General features: G+C 61.7%; 20 protein-coding genes. 9 read left to right on the top strand and 11 right to left on the bottom strand.

Annotation, left to right across the window (positions count from 1 at the left end; all coding sequences use genetic code 11):
* Positions 1-184: 184 nt before the first annotated feature.
* Both D0550_RS26145 and D0550_RS26140 read right to left on the bottom strand, forming a co-directional pair.
* Complete coding sequence (locus D0550_RS26145; RefSeq protein ID WP_206606551.1) at positions 185-1,477, bottom strand: serine hydrolase domain-containing protein; 1,293 nt, start codon at positions 1,475-1,477, stop codon at positions 185-187.
* Between the two features lie 10 nt (positions 1,478-1,487).
* The gene (locus D0550_RS26140) at positions 1,488-2,879 is read right to left on the bottom strand and encodes a GntP family permease (RefSeq protein ID WP_116812142.1); all 1,392 of its coding nucleotides are present in this window, start codon (positions 2,877-2,879) and stop codon (positions 1,488-1,490) included.
* 163 nt (positions 2,880-3,042) lie between these two features.
* On the opposite strand from D0550_RS26140, the gene D0550_RS26135 reads away from it, so the two are divergent.
* Positions 3,043-4,275, top strand: a complete 1,233-nt coding sequence (locus D0550_RS26135; protein WP_116812141.1) for a metal-dependent hydrolase — start codon at positions 3,043-3,045, stop codon at positions 4,273-4,275.
* On the opposite strand, the gene D0550_RS26130 is transcribed toward D0550_RS26135, so the two are convergent.
* Positions 4,269-4,658 (bottom strand): hypothetical protein, encoded by a 390-nt coding sequence (locus tag D0550_RS26130; RefSeq protein ID WP_116812140.1) that lies wholly within the window; start codon positions 4,656-4,658, stop codon positions 4,269-4,271. The two genes, D0550_RS26135 and D0550_RS26130, sit on opposite strands and share 7 nt — an antisense overlap.
* 230 nt (positions 4,659-4,888) lie before the next feature.
* Between D0550_RS26130 and D0550_RS26125 the strand changes: the two genes are divergently transcribed.
* Positions 4,889-5,359, top strand: coding sequence for a c-type cytochrome (locus D0550_RS26125; RefSeq protein WP_116812139.1), 471 nt, complete (start codon positions 4,889-4,891; stop codon positions 5,357-5,359).
* 69 nt (positions 5,360-5,428) lie between these two features.
* Here the strand turns inward: D0550_RS26125 and D0550_RS26120 are convergent, their stop codons facing one another.
* Positions 5,429-7,003 (bottom strand): winged helix-turn-helix domain-containing tetratricopeptide repeat protein, encoded by a 1,575-nt coding sequence (locus tag D0550_RS26120; RefSeq protein WP_116812138.1) that lies wholly within the window; start codon positions 7,001-7,003, stop codon positions 5,429-5,431.
* A gap of 141 nt (positions 7,004-7,144) precedes the next feature.
* On the opposite strand from D0550_RS26120, the gene D0550_RS26115 reads away from it, so the two are divergent.
* Together D0550_RS26115 and D0550_RS26110 are read left to right on the top strand one after the other, a co-directional pair.
* A complete protein-coding gene (locus tag D0550_RS26115; RefSeq protein ID WP_116812145.1) occupies positions 7,145-7,369 on the top strand; it encodes a tautomerase family protein in 225 nt (74 codons plus the stop codon).
* 139 nt (positions 7,370-7,508) lie between these two features.
* On the top strand, positions 7,509-8,363 hold the full coding sequence (locus tag D0550_RS26110; RefSeq protein ID WP_116812137.1) for an alpha/beta fold hydrolase: 855 nt from the start codon (positions 7,509-7,511) through the stop codon (positions 8,361-8,363).
* A gap of 18 nt (positions 8,364-8,381) precedes the next feature.
* On the opposite strand, the gene D0550_RS26105 is transcribed toward D0550_RS26110, so the two are convergent.
* Entirely contained in the window at positions 8,382-9,581 is a 1,200-nt protein-coding gene (locus D0550_RS26105; protein ID WP_116812136.1) for an alpha/beta hydrolase-fold protein, read from the bottom strand.
* A gap of 154 nt (positions 9,582-9,735) precedes the next feature.
* On the opposite strand from D0550_RS26105, the gene D0550_RS26100 reads away from it, so the two are divergent.
* The gene (locus tag D0550_RS26100) at positions 9,736-10,713 is read left to right on the top strand and encodes a threonine dehydratase (protein WP_116812144.1); all 978 of its coding nucleotides are present in this window, start codon (positions 9,736-9,738) and stop codon (positions 10,711-10,713) included.
* Here D0550_RS26100 and D0550_RS26095 read toward each other — a convergent pair.
* Positions 10,710-11,402, bottom strand: coding sequence for an MmcQ/YjbR family DNA-binding protein (locus D0550_RS26095; protein ID WP_241520933.1), 693 nt, complete (start codon positions 11,400-11,402; stop codon positions 10,710-10,712). The genes D0550_RS26100 and D0550_RS26095 overlap by 4 nt on opposite strands.
* Before the next feature lie 261 nt (positions 11,403-11,663).
* Here D0550_RS26095 and D0550_RS26090 point away from each other — a divergent pair, with 261 nt between their 5' ends.
* Positions 11,664-12,905, top strand: coding sequence for a glycosyltransferase (locus D0550_RS26090; RefSeq protein ID WP_116812134.1), 1,242 nt, complete (start codon positions 11,664-11,666; stop codon positions 12,903-12,905).
* On the opposite strand, the gene D0550_RS26085 is transcribed toward D0550_RS26090, so the two are convergent.
* Positions 12,880-13,305, bottom strand: coding sequence for a PaaI family thioesterase (locus D0550_RS26085; protein ID WP_116812133.1), 426 nt, complete (start codon positions 13,303-13,305; stop codon positions 12,880-12,882). The two genes, D0550_RS26090 and D0550_RS26085, sit on opposite strands and share 26 nt — an antisense overlap.
* Before the next feature lie 119 nt (positions 13,306-13,424).
* Here D0550_RS26085 and D0550_RS26080 point away from each other — a divergent pair, with 119 nt between their 5' ends.
* The 3 genes from D0550_RS26080 (at position 13,425) to D0550_RS26070 (ending at position 15,774) form a co-directional block, all read left to right on the top strand.
* Entirely contained in the window at positions 13,425-13,979 is a 555-nt protein-coding gene (locus tag D0550_RS26080; RefSeq protein ID WP_116812132.1) for a cytochrome P460 family protein, read from the top strand.
* Between the two features lie 230 nt (positions 13,980-14,209).
* Positions 14,210-15,268, top strand: a complete 1,059-nt coding sequence (rsgA, locus tag D0550_RS26075) for a ribosome small subunit-dependent GTPase A (protein ID WP_116812131.1) — start codon at positions 14,210-14,212, stop codon at positions 15,266-15,268.
* A 116-nt stretch (positions 15,269-15,384) separates the two neighbouring features.
* Positions 15,385-15,774, top strand: a complete 390-nt coding sequence (locus D0550_RS26070; protein ID WP_116812130.1) for a TraR/DksA family transcriptional regulator — start codon at positions 15,385-15,387, stop codon at positions 15,772-15,774.
* Positions 15,775-15,792: 18 nt separating this feature from the next.
* On the opposite strand, the gene D0550_RS26065 is transcribed toward D0550_RS26070, so the two are convergent.
* The 4 genes from D0550_RS26065 to D0550_RS26050 all read right to left on the bottom strand — a co-directional run.
* Positions 15,793-16,332 carry a DUF4136 domain-containing protein gene (locus D0550_RS26065; RefSeq protein ID WP_116812129.1) on the bottom strand — a complete coding sequence of 180 codons (540 nt, stop codon included), beginning with the start codon at positions 16,330-16,332 and terminating at the stop codon, positions 15,793-15,795.
* Between the two features lie 8 nt (positions 16,333-16,340).
* Positions 16,341-17,108, bottom strand: a complete 768-nt coding sequence (locus D0550_RS26060; RefSeq protein WP_116812128.1) for a hypothetical protein — start codon at positions 17,106-17,108, stop codon at positions 16,341-16,343.
* A 17-nt stretch (positions 17,109-17,125) separates the two neighbouring features.
* A complete protein-coding gene (locus tag D0550_RS26055) occupies positions 17,126-17,449 on the bottom strand; it encodes a DUF4342 domain-containing protein (protein WP_206606550.1) in 324 nt (107 codons plus the stop codon).
* The coding region (locus tag D0550_RS26050) for a LytR/AlgR family response regulator transcription factor (RefSeq protein WP_206606549.1) at positions 17,446-17,888 on the bottom strand (443 nt) is incomplete at its 5' end. The genes D0550_RS26050 and D0550_RS26055, both read right to left, overlap by 4 nt.

Below are 17,888 nucleotides of genomic sequence, written 5' to 3'. Positions count from 1 at the left end.
GCAGCGTCAGATGTGTATAAGAGACAGGCTCGCCGCCTCCACTGAGAAAGCTGGCGGCTCCATGCGCGCGAATGACAGGCGAAGTACTCACCTTCGAAGGGTGCCGCCTTTCGCATGCGGCGGTCAACGCGAAACGATCGCGACTTTCCGTGATTTATAACATTCGCGACAAACGGGCAGAATGTTACAGCAAGGCTTGATAGACCAGATTGCGCAACAACGATCGATAGTGAGTGCGCAGCTGAATGTCCGATGCTTGCAGCATCATGACCGCAACCAGTTTTTCCTGCGGATCGACCCAGAAGTAGGGCCCCGTGGCGCCGCCCCAGTAATAGTCCCCGACCGAGCCGGGCACCATGCTTCGGCCGGATTCCTGACGCACGCCGACGCCGAGCCCGTAACCTTGGCCGTATTGGGGCAACGGCGCAGTCAATCCCAGCTCCAGCGTGAATGCACCGTAGCCCGCATCTGGTGGCAGATGATTGCTGGTCATGAGCTCGACACTTTTTCGTGATAGCAGGCGCACGCCGTCCAGCTCGCCGCCATTCAACAGCATCTGACCGAAGCGCGCGTAGTCCTCCGCCGTGGACAAAAGACCGCCGCCGCCGGAGAACCACTTCGGCGGCTTTGCCGGGTTGTAACCTATGATAAGTGGCGGCGCGCCGGGCGCGACTTGCGCCTGTGCCAATCGGGTTGTTTGCTCGGCGTCCAGCAAGAATGCGGTGTCACGCATACCGAGCGGCCGGGCGATGCGCTCGACAATGAATCGATTCAGATCCACACCGCTGCGCACTTCCACGATCCGGCCGACCACGTCATTCGACATGCCGTACTCGAACGCGGCGCCGGGTTGAAACGCCAGCGGCAGTTGCGCCAGCTTGTCGATCATCTGCGCGTTGGTTTGCTGGTCATCCATCGTGCCGGCCTCGCGATAGGCCCGCTGCACCAACGAGTCGCCGAAGATTCCGTAGGTCATGCCCGAGGTATGACGCATCAGATCCTGAACCGTCACTTCACGGCGCGCCGGCTCGAACATCAACCGTCGTTCGCCGCTGCCTTCTCTGACCTCGACGCCAACCTGCAGGTTCTTCAGCTGCGGCAGATACACCGACGCCGGATCCATCAGCTGCAGCTTGCCCTCCTCCGCCAGCATCAACGCCGCGACGATGGTGATCGGCTTGGTCATCGAAGCGATGCGAAAGATCGAGTCCGGCCGCATGCTGCTGCTCGCCGCGCGATCCTGGAAGCCGAAGCTTTGGGAATACGCCACCTTGCCTTGACGCACGATCATCACGACCGCGCCGGGAATCTTGCCGCTCTGAACGTCGGCGTTGAATGCGTCGGTCAGGCGCTGCAACCGCTGCGACGAGAGGCCGACGGCTTCGGGCTCGGCAGCTTTGGGCAAGGGCGCTGCGAGGAGCGATCCGCTGACGCTAGTCACTACCGCCGCCAGCATTCCAGCCAACAATTTCTTCATACGTCGTAACTCAAACGATGCCTGTGGCGTAATACACGCCGATGACGAAAAACACGGCCAGCGTCTTCATGCACGTGATCGCGAAGATGTCTTTGTACGATTGCCGATGAGTGAGCCCGGTCACTGCGAGCAACGTGATGACGGCGCCGTTGTGGGGCAGCGTATCCATGCCGCCGCTGGCCATTGCGGCCACCCGATGCAACACGTCTGGAGAAATGCCTGCGCCCTGGGCGGCTGACATGAAATGTTCGGACATCGCGGCCAGCGCAATACTGAGCCCGCCGGAAGCGGAGCCCGTGATACCGGCGAGGGTGGTCACCGTGATCGCTTCATTCACCAGCGGATCGGGAATCGACATCAACGCATTGCGAATGATCAGAAACCCAGGCAGCGCTGCGATGACCGCGCCGAAGCCGTACTCGGAAGCGGTATTCATCGACGCCAGCAACGCGCCGCCGACCGCCGACTTCGTGCCTTCAGCAAACTTCGTCACCACCGGGCGGAAAGCAAACAACAGCACGGTCACGATGCCCAACAGCAGCGCGCCCATGACGGCCCAGATCGCGACGACACTCGACAGCTGCGTGACCAGCGGCTGTGTCAGCCCTTCGAGATGCGTTTCGATCGTCGGCTCGTAAAGACGGGGGATCAGCCGCGTCAGAATCAGATTGGCAATGCCGACGACCAACAGTGGCAGGATGGCGATCAGCGGATGCGCGGAGCTGTCAGTCGCCACCTGTTCCGGCTCGTTGGTGTGGCCGGTGCCGTAGCCCTCGCCACTGCGAAGCGCTTGCCGACGGCGCCACTCCAGATACAACAGGCCGCACGTCAGAATGAACGCGCCGCCGATCGTGCCCAGCAATGGCGCAGCCCAGGTGGTCGTGCCGAAGAACGTCGTTGGAATGATGTTCTGGATCTGCGGCGTGCCGGGCAGCGAATCCATGGTGAACGTGAAGGCGCCCAGGGCAATCGTGCCCGGAATCAGGCGCTTCGGAATATTGCCGCGCCGGAACATCTCGGCAGCGAATGGATAAACCGCGAATACCACGACGAACAGCGAGACACCGCCATACGTCAGCAGCGCGCATACCAGCACGATCGAAAGAATCGCGCGCTCCTGGCCGACCAGACGAATGACGGCCGCGGCGATGGACTGCGAGAAGCCCGACAGCTCGATCAGCTTGCCGAACACTGCCCCCAGCAGGAACACCGGAAAGTAAAGCTTCAGGAACCCGACCATCCGCTCCATGAACAGGCCGGTGAATACTGCAGGCACGGCGGACGGATCGGTCAGCAGCACCGCCAGCAATGCCGCCACGGGCGCAAACAGAATCACGCTGTAACCGCGATACGCGGCCAGCATGAGCAATATCAACGCAAGCAGGACGATGGCGAAAGTCATTGCGCGCCTCACGGCGCATTCGCTGTCGCGAATCGCCGCCCCCTGAGCAACCGTTGCCGAAAATCGAATTAATTCATCAGATGATGATTTTCAGCCAGCTTGCCCTGGCGGGCCGGCGCATGTCAACCGATCGGGCGGTTTCGCGGGCAGGTACACTGGCCGGATGGATAACCTCACCCACACCATCATCGGCACGCTGGTTGGTGAAGTCGCCGCGCGCGTAGCGCCTGGCCAGCGCAGCACATTGCCGGCGACCACCCGCCGCAACCTGAGCGTCACGCTGGCCGCGATCGGCAGCAATCTGCCCGATAGCGATCTGCTGTATTCATACTTCGATGGCAAGATCAGCTATCTGTTACATCATCGCGGCCACACGCACACGATTCTGATAGCGCTGCTGCTCGGCGCAGCGACCCTTGCGATTGCGCGGTGGTGGTTGCGAAGGCGCGGCTTGCATCCTTCATCGCAGGACTACGCATTGCTGGGCGGAGTGTTGCTGTTCACGCCCTTGCTGCATATCGCGATGGACTTCACCAACAACTACGGGGTCCATCCGTTCTGGCCGCTCGACAATCGCTGGTACTACGGCGACTCGGTCTTCATCATCGAGCCCCTGTTCTGGGCCGCTTGCGCACCGCTGGCTTTCATCTTCAAGACCCGTGTCGCTCGGTTCGCGGTGCTGCTACTCATGGTCTTCGCCATCGCACTCTGCTTCTTTACCGGCATGGTGCCGGGACCGTTGACCGCTGCTTACTCCTTGCTGGTTGCCGGCATGTTGCTGATCGGTCAACGCGCGCCGGCCAACGTGGCGCTCGGCGCCAGTGTCGCCGTCTGGCTCGGAGCAACGGCGATGTTCGTCATGACCGCGCAGGCAGCCCGATCGCAGATCGATGCCATCGCCGCTCGACAGTTTCCGGACAGCACGCTCCTGGATGGCATGGTCACGCCCATGCCCGTCAATCCGTTGTGCTGGGAAGTCATGATGCTGCACAAGGAGTCGGACAGCGCGGTGATCCGACGCGCGATGCTGGCTATGTCGCCAGCGTTGCTGACGGCAGATCAATGCCTCAGCCGCAGCCTCGATCGCGAAATCACTGCGCCGCTCGTGCCGGTTGCCGAAGCAAGTACGGAGCAGCTGAAGTGGTATGGGCAGATCGGCACGCCGATCGCGCAGTTGGTGGATCTTGCGCGGAGCAACTGTGAAGCGGCCGCCGCGTTCCGCTTCATTCGCATGCCCTGGCTCGCGCAGGTCAAACAGGGGTTGGTGCTCGGCGACCTGCGCTATGACCGCGAGCCGGAGCTGGGCTTCGCCGAGCTCGTGATGACAGATCAACCCAACTGTCCGGCGTTCGAGCCGAACTGGGTCGAGCCCAGACGCGACGTGTTGGGCTACTGACGCTTGGCCGTGAACGTGCCTTCGCCAAACTGGCCGAACACCGTCTTGCCTTTCATGGTGTCGCCGTCGACCGTGCCGCGGTAGTCGAGCTTCAAGGCGGTGCCCTGCACATTGATAGTGAAGTCGAACGCTACCGCCGACCCCTTGACCGTGCCTGTGTAATCGACGGTGCCGGCCTGACCGCTGATCGTGCCCGCCAACGCGCTGCCCGTTTGACGCACGGTCATTTGCGCATCCTGCGCGCCCATCTGACTCTCGGTCGTCAGCACCCAGCGCCCACTGAGATCCGCCACCTTCGGCACTGGCTGCTGGCTCGGAGCGCTGGAACAGGCGCCCAACACAGTGGCGACGGTCGCGATGATCCATGCTCGTGTCTTATTCATTGCTGCCCCCTGAAGTGAGCCACGAGAATAGCCGACGACGCGCGGCTGACGGCTGTACTTCGGTAACAACTTAGTCACCGCGCATGAGCTTTGTCGGCCCGACCGACCGACGACTGCATGACAGAAAAGTCAGCATACTGTCAGCCAAAGATGGCTAAGCTGACGGCCCCAAGGTGTTCCTGTTGGAACCGTATTCGTCCTAGCCATAACTGCATAGCCAGGTGTCATCCATGAATCGAGTGCTTCGTTCCGCCGTATTCGCGACCTTGCTCGCCCCCGCTCTGGCGCTGGTGGCCCAGGCGTCCGAGCCGACCAATGTCAAAGAGCTGCAAAAGGCCCGTCACGACCATTACCACAAGCTCGGCGACTCCTTCAAAGTGATTCGCGACCAGATCAGGAACGACAAGCCGGACCTGGCGGCGATCAAGACTGCGGCGAGCGTGGTGAACGATGCCGCGGCCACACAGGAGAAGTGGTTCCCGGCGGGCTCCGGCCCGGAAGCCGGCAAGACGCAGGCCAAGGCCGAGATCTGGAGCAAGCCGGCCGAGTTCAAGACCGCGATGAAGAACTTCAGCGAGGCTGCGCCAAAGCTGCAGTCCGCCGCCAACGCCGGTGACGTCGCCGGCATCAAGTCCGCGTTCGCCGACACTGGCAAGACCTGCAAGGGCTGCCACGAGTCGTTCCGCGCCGAAGAGCACTGATCTCTTTTGCCGATTCTCGATCGGACGCGCCCGGGCCAGCACCTCGCTGCCCGGGCGCAGCTTTTTCTGCTACCTGAAACCCAGCGCGAGCAACGCCCGGTCCACCCTGGCTCGCATGACATCCGATCTGATTGGAAAGGATTGAAAGAAAACTTCGCGCGTGAGTGAATCGATGCGGCGACGGACGTTGTCGGCCCAGAAGCTGGCACGGACCGAATTGCCGGCGAGGTGGTGAGTGGCGGCAGCGACGGCACCGATCAATACGTGCGCGCCAGGCGAGCGGGCGCCGCGCTCGACCCAATGAGCCGCTTGCTCATCTTCGTCCGCAGCCAGATGAGTGAGCCCGCGCGTTGCGAGCATCGCGTAGTGCAAAGGATCGAGCGGACTCAGACGCATCGCCAGATCCACATGATCCCGACCATCGAGCGTTTTGCCTGCAAGCGCTTCCGTCCAGGCGCGAGCATATATTCCCTGTGCATAGTGCGGGCTTATGTCGGTCGCGCGTTCGAGCCAGCTCAGACTGGTTTCGAGATCGCCTTCGAGCCAATAAGTGCGCCCCATGGTGAAGTTGACGAATGGATCGAGCGGATCGAGCTCGAGCCCGCGCTCTGCGAAACGCCGCGCCCGATCAACTGCACCATCGATGTCGTCCGTGTAATGCATGAAGGCACTTTGAAAATGCACGAATGACAGGCCCGCGTTGGCGCGAGCAAAGGTTGGATCCAGCGCCACCGCGCGCTGAAACAGATTCAGCGCCGCGCCGCTGTCGACGCGATTGAATCGATACAAATGCTGCAAACCCAGATGATAGGCGGACCACGCATCGAGATTCTCAACAGCGGTGAGGCGTGCAAGAGCCGCTTCGTGCAGCGGGATTCGGATCTCGAGCGCCATGAGCACTTGAGATCGGATCTGCTCACGCAAGGCGTGCACATCGTCGATCCGCCCCGAGAAACGATCGGCCCAGACGACGGCGCCGTCATGGGTGTCAACCAACTCGACCAGTATTACGAGCCGCTCGCCCGACACTTCGATCGTGCCCGACAAGCAATAGCGAACGTTCAGCAGGCGTCCGACCTCTCCGAAATCGGCCTCAGGCGCACGCAGGCGGAAGGAGGATCCACGTGCAGTCACGAGCAGCCAGCGCAGTCGCGACAGATCGGCAATCAACTCATCCGGCAGCGCACTTGCCAACGTCGCATATCTCTCATCGCCAGCAACGTAACGAAACGGCAGCACGGCTAGCGACGGCCGGGAAATCTTGTCGAGGCGCTGGACCATGTCCGCCAGTGCCGGAGCTGGCGTGCTGGAGTCGATCACCGCCGTTGCCGGACGCTGCGCCCTCGCTTTCGCTACGAACCGATAGCCGTTGCCGTGAATCGTCTTGATGAATTGCTGGGATTTGCCATCGTCGCCCAGCGCCTGACGCGCTGTTTTCACCCGGCTGGCTACAGCCGCATCCGACACGACGCGCCCGTCCCAGACCTTCTCGATGAGCTCGTCTCTGGAAACCACGCGCTCGCGGTTTTCGACCAGCAGCGCCAGTAGCGCAAACACCTGCGGCTCCAGATCCACGACCGTGCCGCCCGCCCGCAATTCGACGGTGGCCAGATCCAGTTCGTAGGCGCCGAACGCGTAGATCATAGGTCCGCCAGGATAACCCTGCGATTGCCAACAATCTCCAGAATTTCTCCAGACCGTCTGCAAGCTTGCCCGCCAGCGCCGTGACACGATTTTGCCACTGGAGCCGGAATGGTCCGCGCCAGACCCCTGAAGGAGAAAGTCATGCCGCTCGTTACTATCGATGTCATCAAAGATGTGTTCACCCCGACGCAGAAGAAGGAGCTCATCGCCAAGGTCACGGATGCAATGCTGGCCGTGGAAGGCGAGAACATGCGCCCGGTCACGTGGGTTCGCATCAAGGAATTCGAAGGGGGCGACTGGGCCATCGGTGGCAAGGCCCTGAAAGCCGCCGACGTTCACGCACTCGCAGCAGGCAAAGTAGCTTGAGCCGCTCGCCGGATCCGCGACCTCGATGGCGCGGATCCGGCGATGGCCCTTGACACTGCAGGCGCCAGAAACTGTTTCGAACGGGAACGCTGGGCGCAGGGCCGCGTTAACGGTGGGTCGGTTTGAACGGAGCTCGAACATGCACCCAGCGACCCGGCAACGATTGCGACTGTCCGGCGGCACAGAGTTGTCCTTCATCACAGCCGGTGAGACATCCAAGCCGGCGGTACTGCTCCTGCACGGTTTTCCAACTGCCGCGCGCTCGTTTCGGGAAGTCGTCCCCGAGCTGGCGAAGGTGGCATTTGTGATCGCGCCCGACCTGCCTGGCTTTGGTGAGTCGGACGTCCTGCCCGCGGCTTCATTTGCCGCGTTCGGCGAGGCAATCACAGAGTTGCTGGAGCAGCTCGCGATCGGGCCGCGCTATATCTACCTGCATGACTTCGGCGCGCCCGTGGGTTTACACATCGCCATGCAGGCGCCCGAACAAGTGCTCGGCCTGATCGTTCAAAACGCCAACGCTCATCGAACAGGCTTCGGCCCGCAATGGGCCGCGACTATGGCCTACTGGTCGGCGCCGAATGCGAACAACGAAGCGGCGGCGACAGCACATCTCACATTAGAGGGCACGCGCGATCAGTATGTTGCCAGCGTTCCGCCGGATGTCGCCGCGCGCATCTCGTCCGAAGGTTGGCAGGAAGATTGGCGGGTCATGTGCCTGCCGGGAAGAATGGACACGCAGCGGGCGCTCATCAAGGACTATGGAAACCATGCCGCCCACTTCGACACCATCGCCGAATATCTCGCACGCCGGCAGCCACCTGCCCTGATGATCTGGGGAAGACACGATGCCTTCTTCGATCTGGCCGAAACGCTGTCATGGATGCAGGCGCTGCCGAGAATGGAAGCTCACATCTTCGATGCCGGCCATTTGCTGCTCGAGACGCATGCAGCCGCGGCTGCATCGTTGATGGTCGACTTCATAAAACGCCGTTAGACGGACTTGCTGCGAAGCTCAGCGAAACAGGCGTGGCGCCAGATCGTTCAGACCGCGGCGCCAGGTCTGCCATTCGTGAGCTGTGCCGTCCGATTCGTAGTACACCAGCTGCACGCCGGCCGCCTTCAGCGCGCTCACCGCCCCGCCGATGCTGGTGAGAAACATTTCCGGCTCGGCGCCGCCCGCGCCGATCCAGAGCAGCCGCACCCGCTGGTTGAAGGCCGCGGGATCCGCAAACATACCGCCATAGGCGACCTTGGTATCGAATGGGCCCTGGATGGTGATCTCCGATAATTTCTCCAGGCTGGCGTTGCGAACCATGGGCCCGCTGAGCGAGGCGAGGTAGCCGAATTTGTCCAGATGATGGGACGCGATGAAGAACGTCTGCATGCCGCCCATCGACAGGCCCGCCAGCGCTCGATGCTCACGATCTGCAATCGTTCGATACGAGACATCGATGGTCGGGATCAGATCGTCGACGATGACTTTCTCGAATGCACTGAAAGCCACCTGCATGTTCTGCTGTCTGAAGTCCGGTGTGTCTGGCGTCGCGTAGCCGCGATCCATCACCACGATCATCGGCTTTGCCTTGCCCGCGGCAATCAAGTTGTCGAGGATGAACTGCGCGCGGCCTTGCCGCGTCCAACCGGTTTCGTTTTCTCCAGCGCCATGCTGCAAGAACAGCACAGGATAGCGAGTCTTGATGTTCCTATCGTAGTCCGGGGGCGTGTACACGAGCGCGCGCCGCCATGCGCCGGTGGTCTTCGAGAAATATGTTTTCTCGCGCACCTCGCCGTGCGGAACATCCTTGATGGCATAGAAGTCGCCCCCGGGGTCCGGCACCTCCACTCCACCCGTCGGCTTGCCGTAACCGAAGAATGTTTCGCTGGCCGGGTCGTTGACCTGCACACCATCGAGCACGAACCAGTAGTAATGGAATCCGGGCACGGCGGGCGGCGTGGTCACGCTCCACAGGCCATCGGGGTCTTTGGTCATCGAGAAGGGGCCGATCCCCAAACCGTCACCACCCGCCACAGCGACATTACGGGCTTCCGGCGCCCTGAGCGTGAACGTGATTTTCCGATCGGGATGAACCACAGGCGACTGTGCGGCGGGCGGGCTCGGCACCGGGCGCGACTGTTCCGCGCTGTAGGCAGGCGTTGTGAACATCGTCAGCGCAAGCAAAAAGAACGTTGCGCGCATGGATAGATGTTTCATGGCGGCTCGGTCGCGTGACTATGGCGACTATCATAGCCAAGTAGAGGCACCAACGAATGAGCAAATCGTGCTCACCGGGGCCGCGATGTGAACAAATAAATCCTGCGAGTGCCTATACACTCACCTCATGCCGGCCAGTCAGGATTGTCAGATCATGCTTTTCACGCGCGACGCCATCGAGAGTGCCCAGCGGATCGTCTACGCAGCGATGCCGCCGACGCCTCAGTACAACTGGCCGTTGCTGAGGCAGGCGCTGGGTTTCGACGTTTGGGTCAAGCATGAGAACCATACACCGTTGGGCGCATTCAAGGTCCGTGGTGGGTTGACGTACGCGGATTGGCTGCGGCGGACGCAACCCGACGTCCGGCATCTGGTCAGCGCCACTCGCGGCAACCACGGTCAGTCCATCGGTTTCGCAGCTCGACAGCACGGCTTGAGCGCCACGGTCGTGGTGCCTCAGGGCAACTCGATCGAGAAGAATGCAGCGATGCGCGCACTGGGGGTCGAGCTCGTCGAGTACGGTGAGGATTTTCAGGCGTCATCGGAACACGCCGCCCTGCTCGCGGAGCGCGACGGGTTGCACCGAGTGCCGTCGTACCATCCGGAGCTCGTGCGAGGCGTGGCTACTGCCTATGTGGAATTTTTCGAAGCGTTACGAGATGCGCCTCCGGACGTTTTGTATGTGCCGATTGGCTTGGGGTCAGGCATCACGGCCGCCGCCGTGGCTCGCGCTCACTGCGGCGTGAAGACTCGTCTGATTGGCGTGGTGTCGACTTTGGCACTGGCCTATCAAAAGTCATTTCAGAGCGGCCGGGCTATCGATGCTCCTGCGACTACGGCCATCGCCGACGGCATGGCCTGCCGATCGGCCGTACCGGAGGCGGTCGACATCATTCGGCGGGAGGTTGACGATGTCATCGCCGTCAGTGACGAAGAGGTCGCGAGTGCGATGCGCCTCCTCTACACCTCCACTCACAACGTCGCCGAGGGAGCCGGCGCGGCGGCGCTTGCGGCCGCGACTCAACAGCGAGATCGATGGACTGGGAAGCGTGTCGGCGTCGTGCTGTCTGGAGGGAACGTTGACGCCGCCATGTTTGCTCGCGTGCTTAAAAGCGAGGCGCTGACAGCCTAACCGGCGCCTTGCGCATCCAACACCTTCAGCATCCTGCCGAGCGCAAAGTGCCGATAGCTGAATAGCGCGAGCGAGCGGATCTCACGCCAGTTCGCGTCCTTCGTGACATCGAGCGCGATCCAGCCGTTGTGACCCAGATAGGCCGGGATGCTGAAATTCCGGTCGCGAATCAACAGCGCCTGTTGATCGACGCCGACCCAGAACGCAAGCTGGAGCTTGCGGTCGGCTCGATAGCAGTACGCCTGTGCGAAGACTTTCTTGCCCGCACGCCAGACCGGGTTACCAAACTGCTTGTCCTCGGCGGTCTCGGGTAGCGACAGACAGATAGCGCGCAACTCCTTCAGCACAGTCTGCGCGCGCTTCGACTGCATCGGATCGAACTCTTCCGGTGCCAACGTCATAGTTGGCGGCGATATCTCGATCGTCTTCCCCAACGATTCGCTCAAAGACGCGGGCGCAACCTTGGTATAGGCATCACGCACGAGCTTTGCGACCGTCTTCCAGGAGATGCCCTTGTCGAGATTCACACCCAGCCAGCCGCGCGGGCCGACATAGGGCGGCACGAAGAAGTGCTTTGGCTCCTGCTTCACGTAGTGCTGCTGCGCGCCTTGAGGCGCGTTCAGCCACAACGCGATGCGACCGTCGCCGTGATGATTGATGACGTAAGTCGCAAACGTTTTGCCTTTCACGCGGAAATCCGGAGAGCCGTGTGCAAGGACCTCTTCGGTCTCGGGAAACCAAAGACAGATTTCGCGGACGGCCTGGCTGATGTCCTTTTTCTTTGCCATGCGCGGGCAAGAGCCGTTCGTGATGTGCAGAAGGGAGGTGGTACGCCGGATGCCGAACCGAGTTCCGCCTGGCGTGCTGAGAATATACCGCAGCTGGGGGCTTGCCGGAAGGCCCGAGGCGTGCCGCAGTATCGCCGGCCTTGCCGTAAAGGAGGCCGTGAGATGCGTGTACTGCTGAGCACATTTGGATCGCGTGGAGATGTTCAACCTTTACTCGGGCTTGCCGTCGCACTACGAGCGCTCGGCGCGGATGCTCGCGTGTGCGCACCTCCCGATGAGGAGTTCCTAAAACTCTTCGCTGCCGCCGACGTGCCGCTACTGCCTGCCTTCAGATCCGTGCGTGATTGGATCGCGGAGATGCTGCCGAAGCGCACGACGCTCTCCTTACCCAAGGTCGCCGCGCAGGTAATAGCCGCTCAGTACGAAGCGATCAGCACGGCGGCACAAGGATGCGATGTGATGGTAGCGACCGGCCTCTTCTCGTCCGTGGCCGCTGCACGATCCGTCGCGGAAAAACTGGGCATGCGGTATGTGCATGCGGCGTACTGTCCGATGTTTCTTCCCTCGCCGCATCAACGGCCCTTCGAGTATCCGAGCCACCCTCTGCCAAAGGACGTGGCGGACAATCAGGTGCTGTGGGATAGAGATGTGCAGACCATGAATGAGCTGTTCGGTGTCGGGCTCAACGCCTTGCGTGCAACAGTCGGTTTGCCGAAGGTCGATAACGTGCGCGACTACTGCTACACCGACCAGCCTTGGCTCGCGGCAGACCCCGTGCTTGCGCCCTGGCAACAGCCGGCGAAAATCGACGTCGTCCAAACCGGCGCATGGATTCTGCAGGACGAGCGACCGCTGCCGCCTGAACTGCTCGCGTTTCTCGATGCTGGCACACCGCCCGTGTACGTCGGTCTCGGAAGTCTTCCCGCACCGAAAGACTTCGCGCGAATGGCCATTGATGTCGCGCGCGCGCAAGGTCGCCGCGTTCTGCTATCACGCGGCTGGGCGGGGCTTGCGCTGGTGGATAACAGCGACGACTGCTTCATCGTCGGCGAAGTCAATCAACAGGCGTTGTTTCCTCGCGTAGCCGCAGTGATTCATCACGGCGGCGCCGGCACAACGACCGCAGCAACTCGCGCGGGAATACCTCAAGTGGTCGTGCCTCAGATTGTGGATCAACCGTATTGGGCAAGCAGAGTTTGGGATCTGGGGATCGGCTCGGCACATGACGGACCGACGCCAACGGCAGCATCATTGTCGACTTCGCTCGAGTCTGCGCTGAGCGATGGAACCCGCGCGCGGGCGGCCGCAGTGGCAGATACGATTCTTGGTGATGGAGCGATGCGGGCGGCGCAGCGCCTGATCGAGACCAACTGGCAACTCAAGGCAGAGCATAGCCCACTGTAGATTGAGCAATCAGATGCTCTGCCGAGCCCTGCCACAATCTCACATCGACCGTGGCCAAACGCTTGCCGAGCTTGATCAGTCGGGCGTCGGCAACCACCGTGTTCCACCGACACGCGCGCAGAAAAGCGACATTCATCGAGTGTGTCACGGCCATGGCGACGGGACCGATGTGAGCCAGCACGACGGCATAGGCAGCGACGTCGATCAACGCCATGAGCGCGGGACCAGAAACGATATTGCCAGGCCGCGCCATTTCGGGCTGCGGCTGCAAAGTCATCTGCACATGATTGAGCCTGACGAACGCCACTTCGCCAAGCGAGGCGCGCGCAGCGGCAGGAAATGCGTTGTCGAGAAAGGCTGCGAGCCCTTCCCTGTCGAAGGCCAGCTTGATCTCTGTCATGGAATTCAGGTATCCGATCTGCGCTGCTCGGTAAAGAGTCTCGCCCCCTCATACACGTATAGACGCGCCAACTGAAGCCTCGATACTGCCTTGAAGCTCTCGAGCCTGCCGAGTTCGCCATGCATCCTGCTTCGAAGTACATCGGTGCGCTGGCCTTCTGCATTGCTCTGACGGTGACGATTGCATTCGCCGCCGCAGACAAATACTCGGTAGAAGTGCCCGGCGGACTCGCCTTCTCCGAGTTCAAGGGCTATGAAAGCTGGCAGGTCATCGCCGTCAGTCACAATGGCGAGCACCTGGCAACGATCCTTGGCAATCCGGCCATGATCGATGCGTACCAGGCAGGCATCCCGGACAACGGCAAACCCTTTCCCGATGGCGCCAAGATGGCGAAGGTCCATTGGCACGCCACCAAGAAGGAAGCTTACCCGGGTCAGCCGTGGGCACCAGGCAAACAGTCCGATGTCGATTTCATGGTGAAGGACAGCAAACGATTTGCGGACAGTGGCGGATGGGGGTATGGAGCTTTCAATTACGATGCCGCCTCCGATACGTTTACGCCCGCCACCACCGCCGACACGCCGCCGCAGGAACACGACGCGAAGTGCGGATTCGCGTGCCACACGCTCGTGAAGAATCGCGATTTCGTCTTCACCGAATACGCGCACCGCTGAGTCACCAGCGACCACCCTTGCTCCCCTCCCGCCACCCGAGTACCCTTCCCCTCCTTCAATTCACCAACCCAGGAGAGGTCAAGACATCTATGACTGTGCGAACCGCGATCTCCGCCGGGTTGATGGTCCACGCCCGCTAAACACAGCGAGCTGTTGCGTTCACCCCGGCGCCGTTACGCCCGTTCCTGTGACCAGGAGCGGATGTCGTCGCGTACTTTTGGGGCTCACGCATGTCATCTTCTTTTATTTCCCTGGCCCGCCTCGGCTGGCGGCCGTTTCATTCTCGGCAACTGACACTCGAAGATCTGGAAACCGCTCATCCCGCGCGCGTGAGCAGCGTGCATCGGAGCGGCCTGGCTGTCATATCGGAACAGGGAACATTCAGTGTTACCGTTCCGCCGCGCCTGATCGAATCTTTGGAATTGCCGATTACCGTCGGCGACTGGGTGCTCGTCGAGCATGCCGCGCCTCGCGTGCAGCGCGCGATCACACCTTACTCTGTGATCAAGCGCTACGCGGCCGGCACGGATCATCGACTGCAGGCAATCGCGGCGAATCTCGACACGCTGTTCGTGGTCACGTCCTGCAATGACGATTTCAATCCGTCGCGCTTGGAGCGATATCTCGCCGTGGCATTCGAAGCGCAGGTCGAGCCTGTGATCCTGATTACCAAGGCCGACCAGTGTGACGACCCGCAGCAATTCATCGACGCAGCCCATGCACTGGGAGCGACAGCGACAGTCGCCGCCGTCAATGCAATGGATGCAAACTCCGTCAGTGCGCTCGACCCGTGGCTGCAATCCGGCCAGACCGTCGCATTCGTCGGTTCTTCCGGTGTCGGCAAGTCCACCTTGGTGAATACGCTCACTGGCAAGCCACAGCAGGCCACGGGGGGCATTCGCGAGCTCGACAGCAAAGGTCGACACACGACGACGTCGAGAGAAATGTTTGCTCTCGATGACGGCGCGTGGGTTATCGACACGCCGGGCATGCGCGAGCTGAGAATAGGCGCCGTCGAAGCTGGCCTGCGCACGGTGTTCGACAACATTGAGGCATTGGCCGCCCAATGCCACTTCCGCGATTGCAAACACGAGTCAGAGACAGGCTGCGCGGTGCTCGCCGCGATCGCGGCGGGCAACCTCGACCCCAGGCGTCTGACGAGCTATCGCAAACTGCAGCGCGAGGCCGCGTTGGCCGAAATGACCACCCACGAGCGCCGTGCCCGTGACCGCAGTTTCGGCCGGATGACCACATCCGCTATTAAAGTGAAGGAGAAATTCAAGCGCTGAGCTGCATGACTATTACCGACACGCGTGCGAGGCAATGCGCCGTCATTGCCTCGCTCAGGAACCCGTCGCCGGGCGGCGGGTTACGTATTGATGGAAACACCTCAAGGTGAGTGCACATGATCGATCAACAGCAGGCGTTGGCATTCAAAACTCGCTTGCGAGAGCGTGCAAAACAGCTGCGCGACGAAGTGCAGCGGACGCGAGCGAAGTCGATGGAAGAGAATCCGGGGCATGTCGCCGAGCGCGCGCGGGATGCGGAGGATGACTCGTTCGCGACGCTGGTCGTCGATACCAACCTGACGGAAATCGAGCGCGACGTGGAAGAGTTGCGGATGATCGACTCGTCGCTGCAGCGGATCAGCGCAGGCACGTATGGCAATTGCGTGGACTGTGGCCAGGAGATTCCGGTGGCGCGTCTGAAGGCCGAGCCCACTGCCGAGCGCGACGTGCAATGTCAGGAGCTCTACGAGAAGACCCATCTCTCGGCGCGCACGCCGAGCTTGTAATCCCTGCGAGCGCCGAGACTACTTCGGCGCTCGATCCGGATACTTCTCCAACACCTTCGCGACGATCTCGCGCGTCTCGTCCTCGTTCGGCTCGGCCTTGAGGAAGGTGGCGTCGAGCGAGCCGCTCCACACCTGCGCGTTCTTCGCTGCATCGACGATGTCGACGGTGAACGTGCCCGCCTGCTCGTTGCGCTTGCCAATGGGCAGCGACACGCCAATCCCGCCACCCATGCCTCCGGAGCCGCCGCCAACGCCCACACCGACGCCCGGCTTGCGCACTGGCCGCTCACGCATGTCGAGCACGTAAGTGACGCGACAATCGCCCTTCTCGGCTTGGGCATAGCCCTTCTCTTCGAGCTTCGCCATGATCTGGTTCTTCAGCCGCTGCTCGGTGAGCGACGCAGGCTGTTGCGGTGTCGGCAGCCACTGGAAACTCTGGCAATTGGGGAGACCGTTCTCCGCCATATCGACGCGCACCTTCGACGGCGCCGTCGCCGTGCAACCGGCGAGCAAGATCGCACCCAGCAGCAAGCCAGAAGATCGAGCGACAGTTCTCATAAGCAGCCTCACGGATCGTATTCGTAATGCCACGGCTCGTAGGGCGATTGCAGCGGCCCGCGGAAATTACTGCCCTGCGCCGCCGCCTGCAATTTCTTTGTCCATCCCGGCGCATCCCAATTGCGCTCGGCCGTGCCGGTGTCGGTAGCCGCCACGATGGCGCCACCTTTCATGATCTGAAAATCGATGGCACGCAGTTGACCATGTCGAGAAATCCCCGGCGCGGCCAGTGGCGCGGCCGCCGGCGGCCGCCAGTCGGCGAGGAATTGTTTGAAACGGCCGACGGCAGCAGCTTGATCCAGCGAGGCATAGGAGGCCCCGGCGATTTCGACCAGAGCCTGCCGATGCAGCGTCGCAGCCACTCGGCCAACCGATGGATTGGTATTGAAACGAACGATCTGCAGCTCGAGGCTGCGCGCCTCGGTGTTGGCATACAACGTGTAACCGGGGTTCTGTGATTCAAAGCGCGCACGAACCTTGTCGGTCTCGGCGAGCAGCGCCCGATATTCCGGCGAGCGCGCGTGCGACTGGATCTCGTTCGTCGTCCAGCTCCAGCGCGAATCCAGCGTATCGCCAGCCCGCAGATAGGCACGCGCCGCCAACAATCGGCGCGGCGTGCCGTGGATTTGTTTCAACGCCTCCGCAGTCTTCTCGGGCAAGCTGTCTGCAATATGCTGCAAATATTCATCGAGCGCGTAATCCGCCGACGCGACCGCCATCTGCAGCGGCGCAAGCAGCAAGGCGACAACCGCAACGATGCCGACGCGCCTTGCCACTCACACTACTCCGCGATTCACGGCGACGGCGTCACCGAGGGCGGAGTCTCGACTTCCTTTTCGATGACGATGGAGCCCTTCAGCACCAGCGCGGCGATCGCGCCGATGGCGGCGAGCTGCGGCGCGAGCAAGGTGCCGACGACGCCCAAGGTCAGGGGGATGTCGATCAATACGCGCCCCTCCTCGTTCTTGATGATCACGCGGCGGACGTTGCCGGCGCGGATGATCTCCTTGATCTTGCTGAGCAGCGTATCGCCGCTGAACTGAAATTCTTCTGAACGTGGCGGCTCGTTACGGGTGGAATGCGTTTCGGTCATGGCAGTGCCTCCGGGTGAGTTCATCCGATCAGCTCCTTCAACTTGGTATGCCCGGTACGCGACATGGGCAGCTTGGTGCCGTCCGACAGGATGGCCAGCCAGCTGTCCTTGCCGTACAGGTCGATACGCGCCAGGCGCTCCACGTTCAGGATGAACGAGCGGTGGATACGCACGAAACGCGTGGGGTCCAACTGAGTTTCCAGGTCGCTCATGGTCTGCTGTTTGCGCAGCCGCTTACCGGCGGCGGCGAACGACAGGTAATCGTCCTGAGCTTCGATGAAGTCGATCCGTTCCAGGGGCAACACGTGCACGCGCCCCTCGTGACGAATCAGAATGCGCTCCAACGTGCGCCCGGGCGGTCGAGCCGATGCTGACAGCTCCTCCGGCGACGGCGCGGGAGTCTTGTTTCGCAACCGCTCCGCGGCACGTTCCACGGCCTGTCTCTTATACACATCTCCGAGCC

It is taken from the genome of Steroidobacter cummioxidans (assembly GCF_003104955.1).
This window is presented reverse-complemented; position numbering and strand designations above follow the sequence as displayed.

What these genes read in the sequence shown, in the direction of transcription:
- D0550_RS26145 (WP_206606551.1), bottom strand. Translation starts at nt 1,477, where the DNA reads ATGAAGAAATTGTTGGCTGGAATGCTGGCGGCGGTAGTGACTAGCGTC.
- D0550_RS26140 (WP_116812142.1), bottom strand. Translation starts at nt 2,879, where the DNA reads ATGACTTTCGCCATCGTCCTGCTTGCGTTGATATTGCTCATGCTGGCC.
- D0550_RS26135 (WP_116812141.1), top strand. Translation starts at nt 3,043, where the DNA reads ATGGATAACCTCACCCACACCATCATCGGCACGCTGGTTGGTGAAGTC.
- D0550_RS26130 (WP_116812140.1), bottom strand. Translation starts at nt 4,658, where the DNA reads ATGAATAAGACACGAGCATGGATCATCGCGACCGTCGCCACTGTGTTG.
- D0550_RS26125 (WP_116812139.1), top strand. Translation starts at nt 4,889, where the DNA reads ATGAATCGAGTGCTTCGTTCCGCCGTATTCGCGACCTTGCTCGCCCCC.
- D0550_RS26120 (WP_116812138.1), bottom strand. Translation starts at nt 7,003, where the DNA reads ATGATCTACGCGTTCGGCGCCTACGAACTGGATCTGGCCACCGTCGAA.
- D0550_RS26115 (WP_116812145.1), top strand. Translation starts at nt 7,145, where the DNA reads ATGCCGCTCGTTACTATCGATGTCATCAAAGATGTGTTCACCCCGACG.
- D0550_RS26110 (WP_116812137.1), top strand. Translation starts at nt 7,509, where the DNA reads ATGCACCCAGCGACCCGGCAACGATTGCGACTGTCCGGCGGCACAGAG.
- D0550_RS26105 (WP_116812136.1), bottom strand. Translation starts at nt 9,581, where the DNA reads ATGAAACATCTATCCATGCGCGCAACGTTCTTTTTGCTTGCGCTGACG.
- D0550_RS26100 (WP_116812144.1), top strand. Translation starts at nt 9,736, where the DNA reads ATGCTTTTCACGCGCGACGCCATCGAGAGTGCCCAGCGGATCGTCTAC.
- D0550_RS26090 (WP_116812134.1), top strand. Translation starts at nt 11,664, where the DNA reads ATGCGTGTACTGCTGAGCACATTTGGATCGCGTGGAGATGTTCAACCT.
- D0550_RS26085 (WP_116812133.1), bottom strand. Translation starts at nt 13,305, where the DNA reads ATGACAGAGATCAAGCTGGCCTTCGACAGGGAAGGGCTCGCAGCCTTT.
- D0550_RS26080 (WP_116812132.1), top strand. Translation starts at nt 13,425, where the DNA reads ATGCATCCTGCTTCGAAGTACATCGGTGCGCTGGCCTTCTGCATTGCT.
- rsgA (WP_116812131.1), top strand. Translation starts at nt 14,210, where the DNA reads ATGTCATCTTCTTTTATTTCCCTGGCCCGCCTCGGCTGGCGGCCGTTT.
- D0550_RS26070 (WP_116812130.1), top strand. Translation starts at nt 15,385, where the DNA reads ATGATCGATCAACAGCAGGCGTTGGCATTCAAAACTCGCTTGCGAGAG.
- D0550_RS26065 (WP_116812129.1), bottom strand. Translation starts at nt 16,332, where the DNA reads ATGAGAACTGTCGCTCGATCTTCTGGCTTGCTGCTGGGTGCGATCTTG.
- D0550_RS26055 (WP_206606550.1), bottom strand. Translation starts at nt 17,449, where the DNA reads ATGAACTCACCCGGAGGCACTGCCATGACCGAAACGCATTCCACCCGT.